Origin of the sequence: Acinetobacter rathckeae, assembly GCF_015627125.1 — a bacterium.
GTDB lineage: Bacteria > Pseudomonadota > Gammaproteobacteria > Pseudomonadales > Moraxellaceae > Acinetobacter > Acinetobacter rathckeae.
Genome location: NZ_VTDO01000002.1, coordinates 66,739 through 83,919, shown reverse-complemented (window position 1 = coordinate 83,919; position 17,181 = coordinate 66,739). Strand labels below are relative to the sequence as shown.

Annotated in this window: 12 protein-coding genes and 1 pseudogene; 1 reads left to right on the top strand and 12 read right to left on the bottom strand. The window is 38.7% G+C overall.

Going from position 1 to position 17,181, the window contains the following annotated elements; all coding sequences use genetic code 11:
- Positions 1-200 precede the first annotated feature (200 nt).
- From I2F31_RS03885 to dps, 12 genes are all read right to left on the bottom strand, one after another.
- Positions 201-4,205 (bottom strand): prealbumin-like fold domain-containing protein, encoded by a 4,005-nt coding sequence (locus tag I2F31_RS03885; RefSeq protein WP_195773487.1) that lies wholly within the window; start codon positions 4,203-4,205, stop codon positions 201-203.
- Entirely contained in the window at positions 4,192-6,876 is a 2,685-nt protein-coding gene (locus I2F31_RS03880; protein WP_195773486.1) for a hypothetical protein, read from the bottom strand. The genes I2F31_RS03885 and I2F31_RS03880 overlap by 14 nt, the downstream gene beginning before the upstream one ends.
- Before the next feature lie 20 nt (positions 6,877-6,896).
- Positions 6,897-9,557 carry a DUF11 domain-containing protein gene (locus I2F31_RS03875; protein WP_195773485.1) on the bottom strand — a complete coding sequence of 887 codons (2,661 nt, stop codon included), beginning with the start codon at positions 9,555-9,557 and terminating at the stop codon, positions 6,897-6,899.
- Between the two features lie 812 nt (positions 9,558-10,369).
- Positions 10,370-10,723, bottom strand: coding sequence for a hypothetical protein (locus I2F31_RS03870; protein WP_195768221.1), 354 nt, complete (start codon positions 10,721-10,723; stop codon positions 10,370-10,372).
- 89 nt (positions 10,724-10,812) lie between these two features.
- On the bottom strand, positions 10,813-11,427 hold the full coding sequence (gene ureG / locus I2F31_RS03865; RefSeq protein ID WP_195768220.1) for an urease accessory protein UreG: 615 nt from the start codon (positions 11,425-11,427) through the stop codon (positions 10,813-10,815).
- A 15-nt stretch (positions 11,428-11,442) separates the two neighbouring features.
- Entirely contained in the window at positions 11,443-12,105 is a 663-nt protein-coding gene (locus tag I2F31_RS03860) for an urease accessory protein UreF (RefSeq protein ID WP_195768219.1), read from the bottom strand.
- On the bottom strand, positions 12,095-12,577 hold the full coding sequence (ureE, locus tag I2F31_RS03855; protein WP_195773484.1) for an urease accessory protein UreE: 483 nt from the start codon (positions 12,575-12,577) through the stop codon (positions 12,095-12,097). The genes I2F31_RS03860 and ureE overlap by 11 nt, the downstream gene beginning before the upstream one ends.
- Positions 12,578-12,633: 56 nt before the next feature.
- Positions 12,634-14,334 (bottom strand): urease subunit alpha, encoded by a 1,701-nt coding sequence (gene ureC, locus I2F31_RS03850; protein ID WP_195768217.1) that lies wholly within the window; start codon positions 14,332-14,334, stop codon positions 12,634-12,636.
- 15 nt (positions 14,335-14,349) lie between these two features.
- Positions 14,350-14,658, bottom strand: coding sequence for an urease subunit beta (locus tag I2F31_RS03845; protein ID WP_195768216.1), 309 nt, complete (start codon positions 14,656-14,658; stop codon positions 14,350-14,352).
- A 10-nt stretch (positions 14,659-14,668) separates the two neighbouring features.
- Positions 14,669-14,971, bottom strand: a complete 303-nt coding sequence (gene ureA / locus I2F31_RS03840) for an urease subunit gamma (protein WP_195768215.1) — start codon at positions 14,969-14,971, stop codon at positions 14,669-14,671.
- An 89-nt stretch (positions 14,972-15,060) separates the two neighbouring features.
- Positions 15,061-15,924 (bottom strand): urease accessory protein UreD, encoded by an 864-nt coding sequence (locus I2F31_RS03835; protein WP_195773483.1) that lies wholly within the window; start codon positions 15,922-15,924, stop codon positions 15,061-15,063.
- A gap of 162 nt (positions 15,925-16,086) precedes the next feature.
- Complete coding sequence (gene dps, locus I2F31_RS03830; RefSeq protein WP_195768213.1) at positions 16,087-16,590, bottom strand: DNA starvation/stationary phase protection protein Dps; 504 nt, start codon at positions 16,588-16,590, stop codon at positions 16,087-16,089.
- Positions 16,591-17,008: 418 nt separating this feature from the next.
- On the opposite strand from dps, the pseudogene I2F31_RS03825 reads away from it, so the two are divergent.
- A pseudogene (locus I2F31_RS03825) lies at positions 17,009-17,179 on the top strand (IS982 family transposase); the annotation flags it as partial.
- Positions 17,180-17,181: the final 2 nt, after the last annotated feature.

Genomic DNA, 17,181 nt, shown 5'->3' with positions numbered 1-17,181 from the left:
TGTCGCAAGTTATGCGTCGTCTAGCTATACCATTTATTACTAAAGATAGTCGTCAAATCAATATAACCCTAGCTCTAATTTAAAAAGCAGTTATACCCTACTCACTTTGTTCAGAGCCCATGGCAAAATTTGCTATGGGCTCTATTATTGCTATCTGTCAACAAATCGAATACGTAACATTTGATAGTAAAGCACGTCTACTATTGAGCAACACAAAATCTAAGTGTTCCTGAAGCTGCTGGCATTAATAAGCCCGTTAAATTCCACTGCATTGCACTGTCTGAACGTGTCGTACTACAAGTATTATCACTCGGTGTTACACCACAAGTCTGGCTGCCAAAACTAGTACCTATAGGTAAGCTATCTTTCACTTTTACATTTTGTAGCTTCTTGGTACTGTTGTTTTTATAAGTAATTTCGTATTCCAAACGATCACTTTTTGAAGCCTGATTTATTGTTGAAAAAGCATTTACATCAGATGATGTAGATGGACAGCTTGCAACTGCACGCACTTTTTTAGACAATGTTAGTCCAGCAGTACCAATCAGCGTAACATCATAACGTTTGTTTGTTTTTCCATAAATAGTTTCTGCAGGACTCGCTAAAGTAAATTGATAGCTTGCTTGTAGCTCTCCAATATGCTGTGCTCCTGTAGCCACATTACTTGGTACATGAACACGTTGCACTAAACACAAATCACTATTTGGCTGTAATGAAATCATATTTGATGTGGTCGGATTAAAAATAGACTCACCCGAATCAACCTGACCATTACAGTTAGTATCTTGATAAATTAAAGCTTGCCATGGCTGATCAATACTAGAATTCGGTTGTTGCGTTTGTGTGCGTAACAACTCGGTCAATTTCACTGGAATTTGTGTAGTCAAACGATGTGGGTAGTCCGTTACATCTCCAGCAGTGACAGTATGTTGTCCATCTTCATTCAAAACCACACTGACAATCACATCACCAAAGTTATTTCCAGTGTAATTTGTAGCACTCGTTTTAGTTAAGCTAATTGTGTTTGTAGACCGATTATATCCACTTGTACCACTCACAGAAGTATATTCAGGGAGATTCTGTTGAACGATACAAAATGATGCTGGCAGTAAACTGTGCTCAATTGAAAAAGCATAATCTCCATTGGCATTGGTTAATAACGAACCCAGTTGAGTTGTGCCACAGTTATTTAAAACAATAGTAGTATCTGCAATTCCTTTTTCACCTGTATCTTGAATGCCATTATAGGCTTTACTCGCATCTAGTGTAGTACCGCTATTATCAACAAATACTCGACCTGAAATATCTATATAAATAAGCTTTCTATTGGTAAACGTACAGGTGATATTTGCACCTTCTTTGATACGTTCAGCAGGAATCGTCAATACATTATTTACCAATGCCCAAAAAGTACCTGTATTGCCTGTAGTAGAGCCATTGGCATCTGTACAACTCACACCAGATAATACATATCCAGTTAAATCACTTTCAGTCACAGATACATCTTTATTGAGTACTTTGGCCCATAGTTGTTGCGTAGAGTCTGTAGGCGTATTTGCTGTTGTGGTTGTTACGCTATCTGTAGTCACATCTGTTGTGTTATTTACCAAGTTACTCAGATTAATATAATTAAAAGTACCTGTACCATTGACAGAATTTTTAGCAATTTTAATTTTTGCACCGTCTATAATATTAATGCTCACAGGAATACCTGCAGCAGTAGCCTGATCATAATTTGCAGTTGTACAATCGCCACTTAACGATAAGCCTATCGCACCATAATTACCCTGAGACCTTTCATTACTACTATTCGAATTTCGGTTGGCAATACGATAAGTAATTCGATGATAACCTGCATCTAAACTACGGCTACCTTGCAATGAAACTTTGTCGTTATAGCCATCTATACGGGTAATTTCAACACCATCAATCATAATGTATCCACTATCATCAATACGTGAACTACTATTGCCCATACACACTTGCACGTTCTGTGAGTTAGAAATATAGACACCTGTGGTAAATTCCCATGCACGACGGTTATCCCCTATAACTTCATTATTTGTATTACTAACAATATAACTTAGCTTAACTGCACGAGCAGGATCTGAAACCATATTAGTAATAACCTTTTGTAGCTGTGCTGGAGCAGTGGAGCTTGATGCAGCATAGACAGAATCTCTCACGTCATTTCCACTCGTGACTAAATAGCCACCCGTTGGGCTGGCTTGATTAAGTGGCCATGCACCTGTAATACTTGTGTACTCATTAGCATATGTACCCTCTATGTTTTGACCTCCTGCACCAGTATAACCAACCCAAAATGCCCCATTTGTTCGAATTTCATTATTTTCATTGGTACCCCAAACTTTATAGAGTGTCTCTCCTGCACCACTACCAGGGTTAAATTCATCACTTGCTACTTTAACTGTTGCTTGTTGCTGAGCATTCCCCAATGATGCTACTGTTACAGTGTTATAACTCACAGACAGTTGCTTTGTCTCCTGATTGGCAATACTTCCTAAAGGACATGTCCAGTTTAGTCCACTTACTGTACACGCATTCCCATCTACAACACTCACAGATGCAACAGTTACACCCGTTTTGGGTGTAGCAACATAAGTGGCAACTGAATTTGTTGCATCATTTGGCCCTTCATTTTTTATATTAATCAGCTGTGTACCAACTCTACCACGCTCAATGGTAGGTACATCAGGATTAACACTAAAACGTGCTTCTAAAATTGTTGGGTCTGCTGTTACTGATGGATACGTAATAACCGTATTGACTGAGCTTGTATCATTTGTGGTTGTTAGGTCTGTTGATGTTGCTTCTATACTTGCAGTATTAGTTATAGTACCTGCTTTACTGGCAGTACTCTGAAGTATGATCGTACACGTTGTTGCAGCATCACCACTAAAAGTACCTTTTAGTGTATAACCACTTGTATTATCACCTGAAAGTGTTGGTGAACATGTCGTTCCTGTACCTGTACTTGTATTTCCAACAATACTGACGTTGCTTAAATTAGATGGCATGACATCTGTAAAAGGAGCTAAATATGCAGACCCTCCTACCGTTGCATTTTGCGGTTTATTATTACTGATTAACAATTTATACTGAACAGTTGAATTAAAAGGGACATTAAGTTGTGTTTGTACAAAATCACCTGATGTACCCACACGTTGACTTTTTACAATCGAAAGATCACTATCGGCATCCATGCTCGACACGCCAAAGAAAAAAACATCTCCACCATTCGTGGTATAGCTTGCCCCACCATCACCTTTCAAATATACATCAAAGGTTAACGATTTAATATTTTTCCCTTTAACATACACGCTACCACTCGCACCGCCACCACCACTGGCACTTGATGCCGTTATTTTACTCGCTGTATTCTTAATATCACTCCCACTAACTGCGAAATTACTATTACCTGCAATTCGCTGCAATGTTACAGGTGCATCACTACCTGTCAATGTAAACTCAGCACTAAAGCCTAAATTACCCGTTGTTCCACCTAGACCACTTGCTTGTATTATTGGATTCGTCACTGGTCGGTTAAAGGTAATTTCTACTGTTCCCATTTTAACTCTTGCACTACTAGAAATACCATTATTTGCCAAGCTTTTAGTCATTGCTAAAAAGCGTACACCATAATTCGTTGCTACATCTATACCGCCATTGCTACTCAAGCACGCACCGCCACTATTACTACAACCTGAAGGCGCATTTTGTAATGATGCAGCAAACATATTATTAGCTGCGCTTCCAATACCATTTAAGGATTGTAATGTATCAGCAGCCGTGACACGAGAGTTACTTGCATCAAGATCCCCACCAAACATAAGCTCAGGTAAGTTGCCTGCATTATTTCGAGTCGCATACACAGCATCATTATATACAGAGTTAGAAATTTTATAACTTACCGTTGTTGTCGGGGTATATGCCCTACTATTATTGTCTGATGGGTTATTTTCATTGAGTAAAAAGCTATATGAACCAACTTCTGATTGGGGACCTCTCCCAGCCCCTGAACCTGAATAAATTTCAAGAGTGGGTGGTGCTGCAAAAACACTTTGTGCAAACATTACAGTACTTATTAACATAAGCACCCAAGATAAAAAGCGCTTCATTACTCTATCCATAAAATTCAGGTTCAAAGTCATGTGTCGTTGTATTTTTAGTTTACTGCCCAACATAACGTACCCCAAAATAAAAATCATAGCTTTGATTTGCACCCACGCGACTTAATGTACCGGTAACGACTCCATTTTGACCAACATTTGGTGCAGTTACACTACTACATTCAGCACAACTTGGTGACTGAAACAAAACGGTATAGACAGGTGTCATGTCTCTAAAATTAAATGCTTTCTCTAAGCTTGTTGCACTGGTATTGGCTAAAGTAATTTTATATAGCACACATTGCCCTTGGCCATTGGCTTGCTTTCCAATGCTCAGCGAATTCGATGTATAAGATTCATCGGCCGAGCCATCACAGTCTAGATCACGTGCTTGTAGTTTATTCAATTTTAGCTGTGTTTGGCTAACGACTGTCACATCTGTGATAGATGCTAAAACTTGGTTATTACCTGAGTTTGTAAGACTCACTGTGGTGTTATTGGCTTGCGTGACATTATTTGCAACTAAATTTTTCACTTCTAGAAGTAAATTAACCTGTTGGTGTGCAGCAAGTTTAGCATTGGGTAGATCACTCATATTTTTAATCGATAAATCACCCGCATCGAACACCCCATTGCCATTCACATCATAAAACAAGGTACTTTTAAATGTATCTTGGCTATTACTCACAATAAAATTGTAATTTCCCGTGAGCTCAGTATCTGTATTATTGGTGAGTATATGCTTATAAATCACTGTACCTAAAGGTGCAACTTGACCACGAGAACTTGGCATAAACTCGACTTGAGAAGTTGCACTCACACTTTGAATGGTAATGGCATTTTTAATAATATCTTGGCTTGGATTACTATTATTATTGCTACTCACAAAGCTTGTTGATAGCACACGAAAATAAATCGGTGTGGTTGTCGTCACACTCAAAGGATCAACTGATACAACCGCACACACAAGCTGACTTTCCCCATCACTTAAATAGCGTGTTTTGCCAATTTCACTACCTAAAGTATTACAGTTTTCACTATTTTGTGCTGTATAAAAACGGACTTTAGTCACACCACTAGGTAGTACCAAATGACTAAAGTCGGCACTTGCATTTGCACTCAGTAAATATTCAGTAGCTACTCCCACATGCGTCACTTTCAATGGAAAAACAACTTGCCCCCCTGCTATATTATTTACGCTCGTGGCTGTTTGTAGCGTTTTCCAAGCACTACCATCATTATCAATATTTCCATTACCCACTGCATTATTTTCTGGGCTATTCACCAAATCAACCAGTTGACTGGATGTCGTTGCAGTTAATGTCCCTTGGTTTTTTATGCTACTGCTTTTGGTCATATCATTTATAGACTGTGCTTGGGAAGATACAGTAAATGTCGTGTCTGTCGTCACAGCATAACTGCTTGGTAAACGTACTTTTACAACTATCGGGAGCTGTGCACCAGATGCAAGTAACCCTGTATCGGCAATTCCATCGCCATTACTGTCTAAAAGTGGTGTAACTCCATCAACACGATAAAACTCAATTTGGCTTCCTGTTGGAAAAGTATTGTCTGAAAATGTAAGGTTAAAACGATCTGTTGTATTACCTGTATTCCATACATAGTTATTAAAAGTAAGCGTGCCACCTTGTGTTGTAGGTGTCGCCACCACATTATTACTGCTTGTACTATCCGTAGAGTTACCATTAATTTTAACAGCGTAAATTGGTGTCACTGTCACGGCAGCAGTATTACTCACATCTGAAATGACTGTCGTTGAGCTGTTATTATCATGGTCATAATCAAAATGAATGGTATTATTTATCACACCTGCAGATGATTTATTTACTTTAACTTTGAATTCGATATAACCACTGCTATTGGCAGCCACACTATTTAATACCGCCGTCACAACGTTTGATGTCACGCTATAGTTAATTCCTGCAGGGTCATTATTTCCCTCACTCGGATTAACCGTTACACCATTCCAATTTTCACCGCTATTCGCCTGATAAACCAAACTAGAATCGAGAGTGTCTTTAACTGTAACTACGCCTGTGGCGGTATTACTTGGGTTTTGGTAGTCTAAACGTACAGTAACCACATCATTATTGGCAACAGCAGTTTGAGAAAACTTTTTACGTATAATGAGTGCAGACTGGTTGGTGACTGTCGTTGTATCTATATTGCTTTTAGTCCCTGATGCATTATTGGATGAGCTCACATTGAATGTAAATAATCCTTTTTGCCCCACAGTTGCAGATGTTGGTACCGTTGCGCTCACAATAAGATTTACAGACTCGCCCGCACTCAGTGCGTAAGAGGTAATGGGATTACCATCAGGTACACCATCATTGTCTTTATCTAAAAATACAGACAAGTCACTCAGGTCATAGTTATCACCAGTGTTATTGCTCACTGTAAATGTATATTGGTCTGTTTCGTTACCGGTATTATTTAAAGTGTGGTTAAAATATACTTTTTGACCAGATATCACTGTTTTAGTCGTATTTGCCGTTAGATTTAAAGAATAAACGGGCAATATTGTGGTTTGAACCAAATTAGAACGGCTCACTTGTACGACAGTTGACCCTTCTTCACTGTACTCACCAACAGCCATGTTACTAATAATTTGCTGTGTAGATGCAGCAAGACTTGCTTGTGGTAGCAAAAAGATTGCTACCATAAAAAATACCCAGGCCACCATATAAGTACGGAATTTTTCTAATATACGCGCAATATTCATTTTCTATAATCCGCCCCTAATTAAGGTGTTACTTGTATAGAAAAATACAAGATGGCCTGTTCTTGTGGTGCAAGCTCACCAACATTTCCTGAAATTTGCTTACCGCTGACAACTACCGTACCTTTGCTCACAGAAGGTGCTAAATTACTTCGTAAAATACTATATGCAGGCACAACATCATTGATGACAACATTACCTGCTTTTGTCGAGCCATCATTTTTAACAGTGAGCCGATATGTTAAGCACTGGTTTGGCTTAATCATGAGTGGCGTCCCTGTATATGTTGCTGTTGTCACATTGGTCAGTACGCAATATTCATCTTTACTCTGTTCTTTTATTAAACGTAGCTGCGTGGGGTCAACCGTTGTAACGTCAGTGTTTTGCACAGATGTGAGCGTTAAACCTTGCACAGTATTACTTGCTGATACAGTCACATTTGCAATACTAGACATACCATTTGTTGCAGTGGTTGGTGCTTGTACTTTTAACAATAGTTGAACTGAACTTTGTGGATTCAAACCACCAGTGACGAATAAATCGTTAGCAATAGGATCTGCTTCATCTAAAACACCATTATTATTAGCATCGTAGTACAAAGTATATATAAAGCCATCATTGCTATCTTGAGGTGCGACTTTAAGCATAACTTTACCACTACTGTCACCTTCAACCACAGTGCCAGTATTTTTTAAGGTATGTACATAAACCACTGTGCCACCAACATTAATACGCCCTTGTTGGTCATTCGCCAGTGTAAGTTTACGCACAACAACATTCACCTGATCTTTAATGCTATCGCCTTGATTATTCATTGGAGATTTCATTGCAAACCAAAGTTGTAAGCTCGATAAAGTGGTATTTTCAGGCACACTCACCACAGCACAATATTGCTTAACAGCACCTGATGCTAAAGTACCTGTATTTGTAATTTCACCTTGTAGGTTCTGGCAGGAAGCATCACCATTATAAAACTTCACTGTCCAGTCTGAAGGAAGTGTGGTGCTTATATTATTGATATCAATATTTGCACTTGAGGCATATAAATTATAATTATTTGAAGTCGTACTACTATTTTTAATGCTGAGTGGAAAAACAACATCTGTACCTTTTACAGCACTTTTAGTCAATAATGGTTGTCCACTTGACCCTGAGACATTGCCTACACCAACACCTGAGTTATTACTATTATATAAGTCACTCTCACCAACTGCTACAGTATTAATAAGTCGATCACGCGTGCTATTTTTTATACTTGTATTGGTAACAGATGTGGCCGTAATGTCAAAGTCTATGACATTTGTTGAGGTACAGTCTGCGGGAAAATAAACGCCTAACTTAATTTTTTTAAATGCACCTGCAGCAAGACCACCCGTATCTATAACGCCATCACCATTGGTATCTGTCAATAAAGTACGACCATCTGCATGATAAAAACGAACCACTGCACAGCTTGGTAAATTACTGGCAGTATAGGTTAAGTTATAGCTATCTGTGGCTTGCCCTGTATTCCAAATATAGTTATCAAATTGGACTTCTTTTGCAATACCACCAAAGGTATTATTTATCGTTTGCAAGTTACTTGAACCTGAATTGGGCTCACCATCATCGCTTGCATTACTGCCATCTGAGTTCAATACCACTGCCAATGTTTTTTCTACATTAAAAATAACACTATTGGTCAATGTATTTTTAATGACAGTATTAGAAGTATTATATTGTTGGTAACTGGCAGTATTGGTAATTTTTTCTGCTGTATTTGTATTTACAACAACTTTAAAACTCACACTTCCCTTACTTAACGGTGCAACACTTGCCAACTCAACTTCAAGTTCGCCATTACTTTCTTTGTATTTAATACCCGTATTTGATGAAGATTCAACATCATCGGCATCAGTTAACTCACCAGAACCATTACTCCAACGGCCACTATTTGCCACATAACTCAAATCTGAAGCAAGTGTATTTTTTAAAACCAATTTGGCTGCGGCTGTACCCGTATTTGTATAATTAAGTGTGTAGGTAATTTCGGTACCAGTTTTTCCTGTACTGACACTTTGTGCCAAAGTCACCTGAAGCACAGCATCATCAACAACTTTTGCAGTGTCATTTACAGTCATGGAAAGATTATTATTGTGCTGACTTGTCGCTGTTAAATTAAAATTTGCGATATTATTTTCTGAGACATTGGTTGGAATACTTCCCACAACCACCAATGAGGCGAACTCACCAGCCTCTAGTCGTAAAGTGGCCGTGTCATTGAGTAAATTATTATTGTCATCAGGTTCACCATTTTGGTCTCTATCTATATAGACTGCCATGTTCTCTAAGTTAAATTGATCATTGGTCAATTGACTTAAAGTCAACTTATAGTCATCAACAATATTACCTGTATTGATCAATACATGAGGAAAACTGACTTTCCCCCCAACTGTGGCAATATTTTGTTGATTGCTTTGCAAGTTAAGTGCATAAATCGCTTGAACAGTTAAAATAACAGGATTAGAGTTAATAACTTGTAGGTGGCCTTGCTCGTCATAAAAATCACCACTCGCAATATTGGTAATACTGCTACCAGCTTTAGGCTGTGCCAAAACCACACTACTATAACAAGCAATGAGTAAACCAATCAAAGCAACGAATGTTGTTCGTAAAACAGCACTTTTACTCAGAAGGGCTATCATTTTTTTTCCTTAAAACAGATGAACATCATAATTTTCTTATTACAAATGTTAAAAAAAAACTACAAAAAGTTTACTTTCCATGCAACATATTAAATAAATCTATAAAATAGAACAAGGTGCATACATTTTTTTGTGTTTATCAAATCAAGGGCTTTAACACTAAAAACCAATTATTTATAAATACACACACAGCACCATTAAAAACAAAAACATTTAAAATCAAATATATAAAAAAAACTTAATTTAAAAAAGTAGCACACAACCCAAAGTAAAACAAAATTCGCCATATTAAAAATATTTGTGACTTTCGACATATTTTATTGTAAAAAATGATTTTATCTGACAAATATATCAAGTGCCTCTACTTTTATTTAAGAGCCCTAAACTGAAAAGAGAATAAAAGTAGATCAGGTAGCCTATGGCTTCATACAATTTAGGCAGAGATTATTTACATTTCTATCATTAGCAACAATGTATTGGAGATAGACCACATCTTAGATTCATAAATCATAAAAACTGGCCTAACGTACCCAAACATCAATAAAAGTACCTATTATTGTAAAAGCTAAATAGATGATTTTAGCTCAACTCTCAATCACGGATAGATTTTAAATTGATGTAAACACAACGTCAAAACATCACAGATCTTGGGTTTAAAAACTTCCATTAACCCCTAAAGTATTTCACTCAACACAAAAAAATCAAAAATATCCATTTTACGGATTTACAGTAAATATCTTATTTGAAATTCAAATAAACTCGTATAAAAAAGCCCCAAATGATTGGGGGTTTTTTATGACCAATGATGACGACTACTTAATCACTTCAATTTTACCATGATGATCGCAATGGTCACCGTGGGGGTGATGCAAGTGGCCATCAACCAAGTAATCGATATGATCACCGTGCGGTACAGCTTCATGACCACAATTTGGGCCATGTACATGGTCTTTGTCATGCCCCGCACAAGTATGATTTGGGGTACAAACCGCAGGGTTATGGTCATCAACTGCAATCACATGCTCATCGACATGTGACTCATGCGGGTGATGCAAATGACCATCGTGTAAATAGTCTACGTGGTCATTGTGTTTAATTGCAGTATGCCCACAACCTTCTCCGTGTTGATGCTCATGATCTGTATGATGTTTATGGTTGCATGTCATATTGTTGTCCTTGTTATTTATACACTTACATAAACAACATAAAACGCTTATCTATGGAATGCAAGTTTATTGATCAAAGCAATCACACACTAAGATTTAAATAGCCCTTGTTTTTCAATAAATTCAATCACATCTTGTACGCCATCTTGCGTTTTCATATTTGAAAATATAAATGGCTTATCCCCACGCATACGTTTTGCATCTTGTGCCATGACTTCTAAGCTTGCGCCAACCATTGGTGCCAAGTCTGTTTTATTGATAATTAATAAATCTGACTTAGTAATACCCGGTCCGCCTTTACGTGGAATTTTCTCACCACCAGACACATCAATCACATATAACGTTAGATCTGATAATTCTGGGCTAAAGGTTGCCGCTAGATTATCACCACCACTTTCAATAATAATCAGCTCTAGGCCTTCAAATTTTTCACATAAATCATCTATGGCTGCCAAGTTAATTGATGCATCTTCACGAATAGCCGTATGTGGGCAACCGCCTGTTTCCACACCAACAATACGCTCTGGGTCCATGGCTTCATTACGGGTCAAAAAGTTTGAATCTTCTTTGGTATAAATGTCATTAGTCACAACCGCCATATTGTATTTTTCTCTTAAAATACGGCATAGGTTTAAAGTAAGTGCTGTTTTACCCGAACCCACTGGTCCACCAATTCCTACACGTAAAGGGCTACGTTGTGTCATATGTTCTTCCTTATTTTAAGATCTAAAAAGTCGTGAATATTGGGTTTCATGTTGCATGCTCAGCATGGCATATTGAGGCAATGCACTCGACAATTGCTCATCAGGCAAAGCCATAGCCTGTTCAACCGCTTGTGGTACATGGGCATGTAAGTGCCATAAAATACGCTGACCGCTCATTTGACCAAGTGGCACAGTTTTTACGGCAGCAAGCACTTGGTTTTCAAGCACTGTAAAGGTATAAGCCGTCAGTACTTCATGAATACCAAGCCTCATCTCACCACATAAATGAGCATACACAGGCACAAAGCCCAACTGTTTTTTAACCTGCACAGGCCGTTTTAAAACGTCTTTAATCCATGCATTGAGTGAAAATGCTAACTGTTGTGACTCTGCCAAAAGCTCTTTGCTTTCACGGCTTGCCCTATACAAATTGGCCCAATGTAAAAACTGTGTTTCATCTGCATAAGATTCTAGCAAACGCTTTAATACAGGCAGTTCAAAACGAGCCAATAGCATGTGCAATACTTCATCGAAGTACATAATAGCTGATGCTTCATCATGCACAGTACCATTATGTATTGCAGTCTCTACTCCTTGCGAATAACAATACGCACCAACAGGCAAAGCAGTAGATGATAACGTCAACAGTTTAAGTAGTTGTGCGGCATTAATGTCCATGATGATGTAGCGACTTTATTGGGCTTAAACGATGCTCATGTGCATGCTGTGCATACGCACCACTTTCAGGCTCAAATGGATGCTCTACTTGAGTAACCGTTAAGCCTAAACCTTCGACCATTTCAGCCAATACATGGTCTGGTTCAAAGTATAAAGCGGTGGGGGTTAACATGAGCGGAACATGACGGTTGCCTAAATGATATGCTGCTTTTAATAAGTCAAAATCAGTGGGTGCAGTGACTTGCATGAGTGTTTCTGCTTTAGCATCAATACGCAAAATATCGCCCTCTGTGGTCGCAATATATGCACCGCTACGTAAAATACCCGTTCTAGGTAAGTCTACACCAATGTCTGTGGCATTTTTCATTTGTGCACGAAATCGAGATTTCTGCCGTGTGTCAAATGTTAACTCGAGTGTTTCAAATGTATCTGTAGATGAAATCTCATCTAAACGCTGTGTATAAATTTTCATAAAAACGGTCTATCTTTGCTTAAATCTATGCCTAAAAAGAAGCTGTATAATCACGATTAAAATAAGAAGTATCTTTGTGCCATTGGCAATGCTGTGGCAGGTTCACAGGTGAGCAACTGCCCATCTGCACGTACTTCATAGGTTTCTGGGTGTACATCCATATCTGGGCAATAGGTATTGTGCTTCATGTCTTTTTTAGTGATATTACGGGTGTTATAGCATGGACTAATTTGCTTTTTTAAGCCCAATTGCTGTGCAATACCTGCATCTATGGCCACTTTTGACAAGAAGGTAATACATGTTTGCTGTGCACCTCGTGCAGATGCCCCAAACATTGGACGATAATGCACAGGCTGTGGTGTTGGAATAGATGCGTTAATATCACCCATTGGTGCTGCGGCAATCATGCCACCTTTAATAATCATGGCAGGCTTCACCCCAAAAAATGCAGGTTTCCACAATACCAAATCTGCCAATTTCCCTTCTTCTACCGAACCCACTTCATGGCTTAAACCATGTGTGATGGCAGGATTAATGGTATATTTTGCAATATAGCGTTTAACGCGTTGGTTATCGCATTGGTGGCGATCACCTTCAAGTGCACCACGTTGCTGTTTCATTTTATGTGCAGTTTGCCATGTGCGAATAATCACTTCACCCACTCGGCCCATGGCTTGTGAGTCTGAAGACATCATGGCAATTGCGCCCAAGTCTTGCAAAATGTCTTCTGCTGCAATGGTTTCTCTACGAATACGACTTTCTGCAAAGGCAACATCTTCAGCAATGGCAGGGTCTAAGTGATGGCAAACCATCAGCATATCTAAATGTTCATCAATGGTATTGACCGTGTATGGTCGAGTCGGATTGGTTGATGAAGGTAAAACATTGCCTTGACCAATCGCTTTTAAAATGTCTGGCGCATGCCCACCACCAGCACCTTCGGTATGGTAGGTATGAATAGTTCGGTCTTTAAATGCTGCCAAAGTTTCTTCTAAAAATCCGCCTTCATTTAAGGTGTCTGTATGTATCGCCACTTGCACATCAAACTCATCGGCCACACTTAAGCAGTTATCAATAGCAGCCGGTGTTGAGCCCCAGTCTTCATGTAGTTTTAATCCCACAACCCCTGCTTTAATTTGTTCACGAATAGGATCAGGTAGACTCAAGTTGCCTTTACCCAATAACCCAATATTCATTGGCATATCATCTATGGCTTGTAACATGCTATGAATATGCCACGGGCCTGGGGTCACTGTAGTAGCCGATGTACCTGCCGCTGGGCCTGTGCCACCGCCAATCATGGTAGTAACACCTGACATCAGTGCGGTTTCAACCTGTTGAGGACAAATCCAATGAATATGTGTGTCAATACCGCCTGCGGTTAAAATTTGCCCTTCGCCTGCAATAACTTCTGTGGCAGCACCCAAGGGTATGGTAATGCCCGGTTGAATATCTGGATTACCTGCTTTACCTATTTTCCAAATGCGACCATTTTTGAGGCCAACATCTGCTTTAACAATACCCCACCAATCTATAATTAAAGCATTGGTAATGACAGTATCTGCCACTTCAGCACTGAGCTGCTGTGATTGCCCCATACCATCACGAATGACTTTTCCGCCACCAAATTTAACTTCTTCACCATAAATGGTCAGATCTTTTTCAACTTCAACAAACAGGTCTGTATCTGCAAGACGTACCTTATCACCGAGTGTTGGGCCGAACATTTCTGTGTAGGCTTTACGTGACATTTTCATGTTATCTATCCTATTTTAATCTAAAGGCCCCATCACACGACCTGCAAAACCATACACAACACGATGCCCTGCCAATGCCACGAGCTCAATTTCACGGCTTTGGCCTGGTTCAAAACGAATGGCTGTACCTGCAGCAATATTTAACCGATACCCTCTCGCCTGCACACGGTCAAAATCTAAAGCATCATTGGCTTCTGCAAAATGAAAGTGTGAACCGACTTGTATTGGACGATCACCTGTATTCGACACATCTAACTTAAGGGTTTGACGGCCAACATTGAGCTCGATGTCACCGTCATGGGTAATAATTTCACCGGGTATCATAGATTTATCCTTATACAATCGGTTGATGTACAGTGACAAGTTTTGAGCCATCTGGGAATGTTGCTTCAACTTGTACTTCAAGAATCATTTCTGGTATGCCGTCCATGACATCATCACGTTTAAGTAAAGTCGTGCCAAAGTGCATAAGTTCAGCAACTGTCATGCCATCTCGCGCACCTTCTAACAGTGCGGCTGAAATATAAGCAATTGATTCAGGATAATTTAGTTTTAATCCTCTTGCTTTTCGGCGTTCAGCAACCAATCCCGCAGTAAAAATAAGTAACTTGTCTTTTTCTGTTGGGTTCAATTCCATGATCTTATCCTTTGATTTTAAATGGTGATCCAATCTTGTTTTGTTACAATCACATCATGCATACGTTGTATTGTTTTACACCTTTTTAGTCAGGTTTTCCATATTCTTGGATAGGCTTCTTCAAGCTCAAACCAATATTCACGCAGTCTTGCCCGTATGCCTGCAAATGCATCATGGCATTGTCTAACATTGTCACCTAAAAATCGTGCAGTAATGACATCATTAAGTATGGTTAAACTGACTGGGACATTAATACGCATCATGAGTTCTCTAATCAGTTCAAGCTGTTGCTCTAATTGAATATTTGAACGCTGTGACTTTGGTGGAACAGCCCACAAACTTCCCATAACCGCATGACCATTCATGCCTAAATAAGACCTTAAAAAGCGATCTTGGCCTTGAAAACTCAGTCTATCGGCAACTAAAAGTTGCTGTTCTCTATGTAGCTTAAATTGGCTAGAGTATTGCCCCGTTACAAAGTTTTCTTGTCTGGCCTGTCGGCCAATCACAAGCATATCCCAACCAATAAAACTGGCATGTTCCGACAAGTTTACTGTGGTGGTGGTTTCTGCAACAGCACCATCAAACAGCATAGTTTCTTGTGGTATCCACTCAAAAATGGCCTGATCTTGCACTTCTATTTGAATATGTTGATGTGCAGTTTTTCCATTGGTTTTATACCACTTCCCCGCACCTGGTGTGGTGACTACAGCATGTGCCGTTTGGTTCGCACTCATGTTAAATGTTAAGTGATCACCGCCTGCAATACCTGCAGGTGGATGCACAATAATGGCATGGCATATACCTGTTTTTTCAGGCCATAGCATTTTTTGCACTCGAACTGGACCAAAATGTTTCCTATGCGACATAATGGTGCGTTCGTGTGCAAATTCAAAGCCAAGCTCTAAGCGTGCAAACCAGTGTTTTACGTGTGTGTTATCTAAACCATTCATGGTGTCTTTATTGGTATTGCATCAAATAATTTTTTCAGTATAAAGCATGCTAGAATTAAGCCAAGTTGTTTTATTTATAGTTATTTTTTAATCACTTAGATTATTTTGCATAAAAAAAGCCAACAGCACTTTCGCACTATTGGCTTTTAAACACTAAAAAGCTTAGTGTTGTTTGTCAATATTTGCTTCTAAGAACCACAAATATTGGTCTAAATCTTCAAGTGCACCTTGTACAATGTCACCTGAGATAGGGTCTTTAATTTCATCAATAATTGAACGCAAGTGGTTTGCAACAACTGCATAACGGTCTGCAAGTTCAACCAAATGGTCTTGTACATCGTAAATATCGCTTGGATATTCTTTTAACTGTGAATTTGCAGCAACACCTTGCACACTACCTAGTGCTGTACCACCAATTTGAACGGAACGCTCTGCTACGTTATCTAAGTGAGTAATAATTGCTGTACGGAATGTATCTAGCATTTCGTGGACTGCAATAAAGTTACTCCCACGCATGTTCCAATGTGCTTGTTTAGTAATTAAAGATAAATCAATTAAGTTTGCAAGCACTTGGCTTAAAATTTTCAGGGTTGGTTCTTTAATTTTTTCGTCTAGGTTATTACGTGTGTAGACGCGACTAATTTGTTTAGGCTTAGTACTTTTCATTAGATCCTCACTTTCAAACATTATCACTTTGAGTAAATTATTTCATCTTCTGTATGGTTAAATCATAACCCTTATGGAGTATAAAATCGAGTCTATAGACGACTTTAAAACATTGTTATTACAAATAAGCTTAAACTGTTTTAAAAATAACAAAAGCGAATAAAAATGATTATTAATGAGTACTATGAATGCAACGAATAGTATATTTAGTTTTTCAATTTTTTATTATCCAATAAATATAAAGCAACTAAGAACAGCCCTTACCTAAATATTTTAAGCAAAGGCTGTTGTTATAAAATGCTTATTTCCAAGTGACATTAATACTGTTATTCCGCCAGCCTCTAGACTAAGACTGAAGCACCTTTTTCAATTGGCCAACCAAGTGAAGCAATCGCAATTGCCCCTGCAATTGCGATAACGAAATAAAATCGAAACATTATTCAGTTTATTGAAAGAGCAATACAGCTTAGTGACAACTAAAGCCAGAGGTGTTCACGGGTATTTGTCTGGAATTTATGCTTCTTTATGTGCGTATCAGCTTTTACATAAAAATAAGCCGACCATTCAGATGATGAATACTTCGGCTTAAAG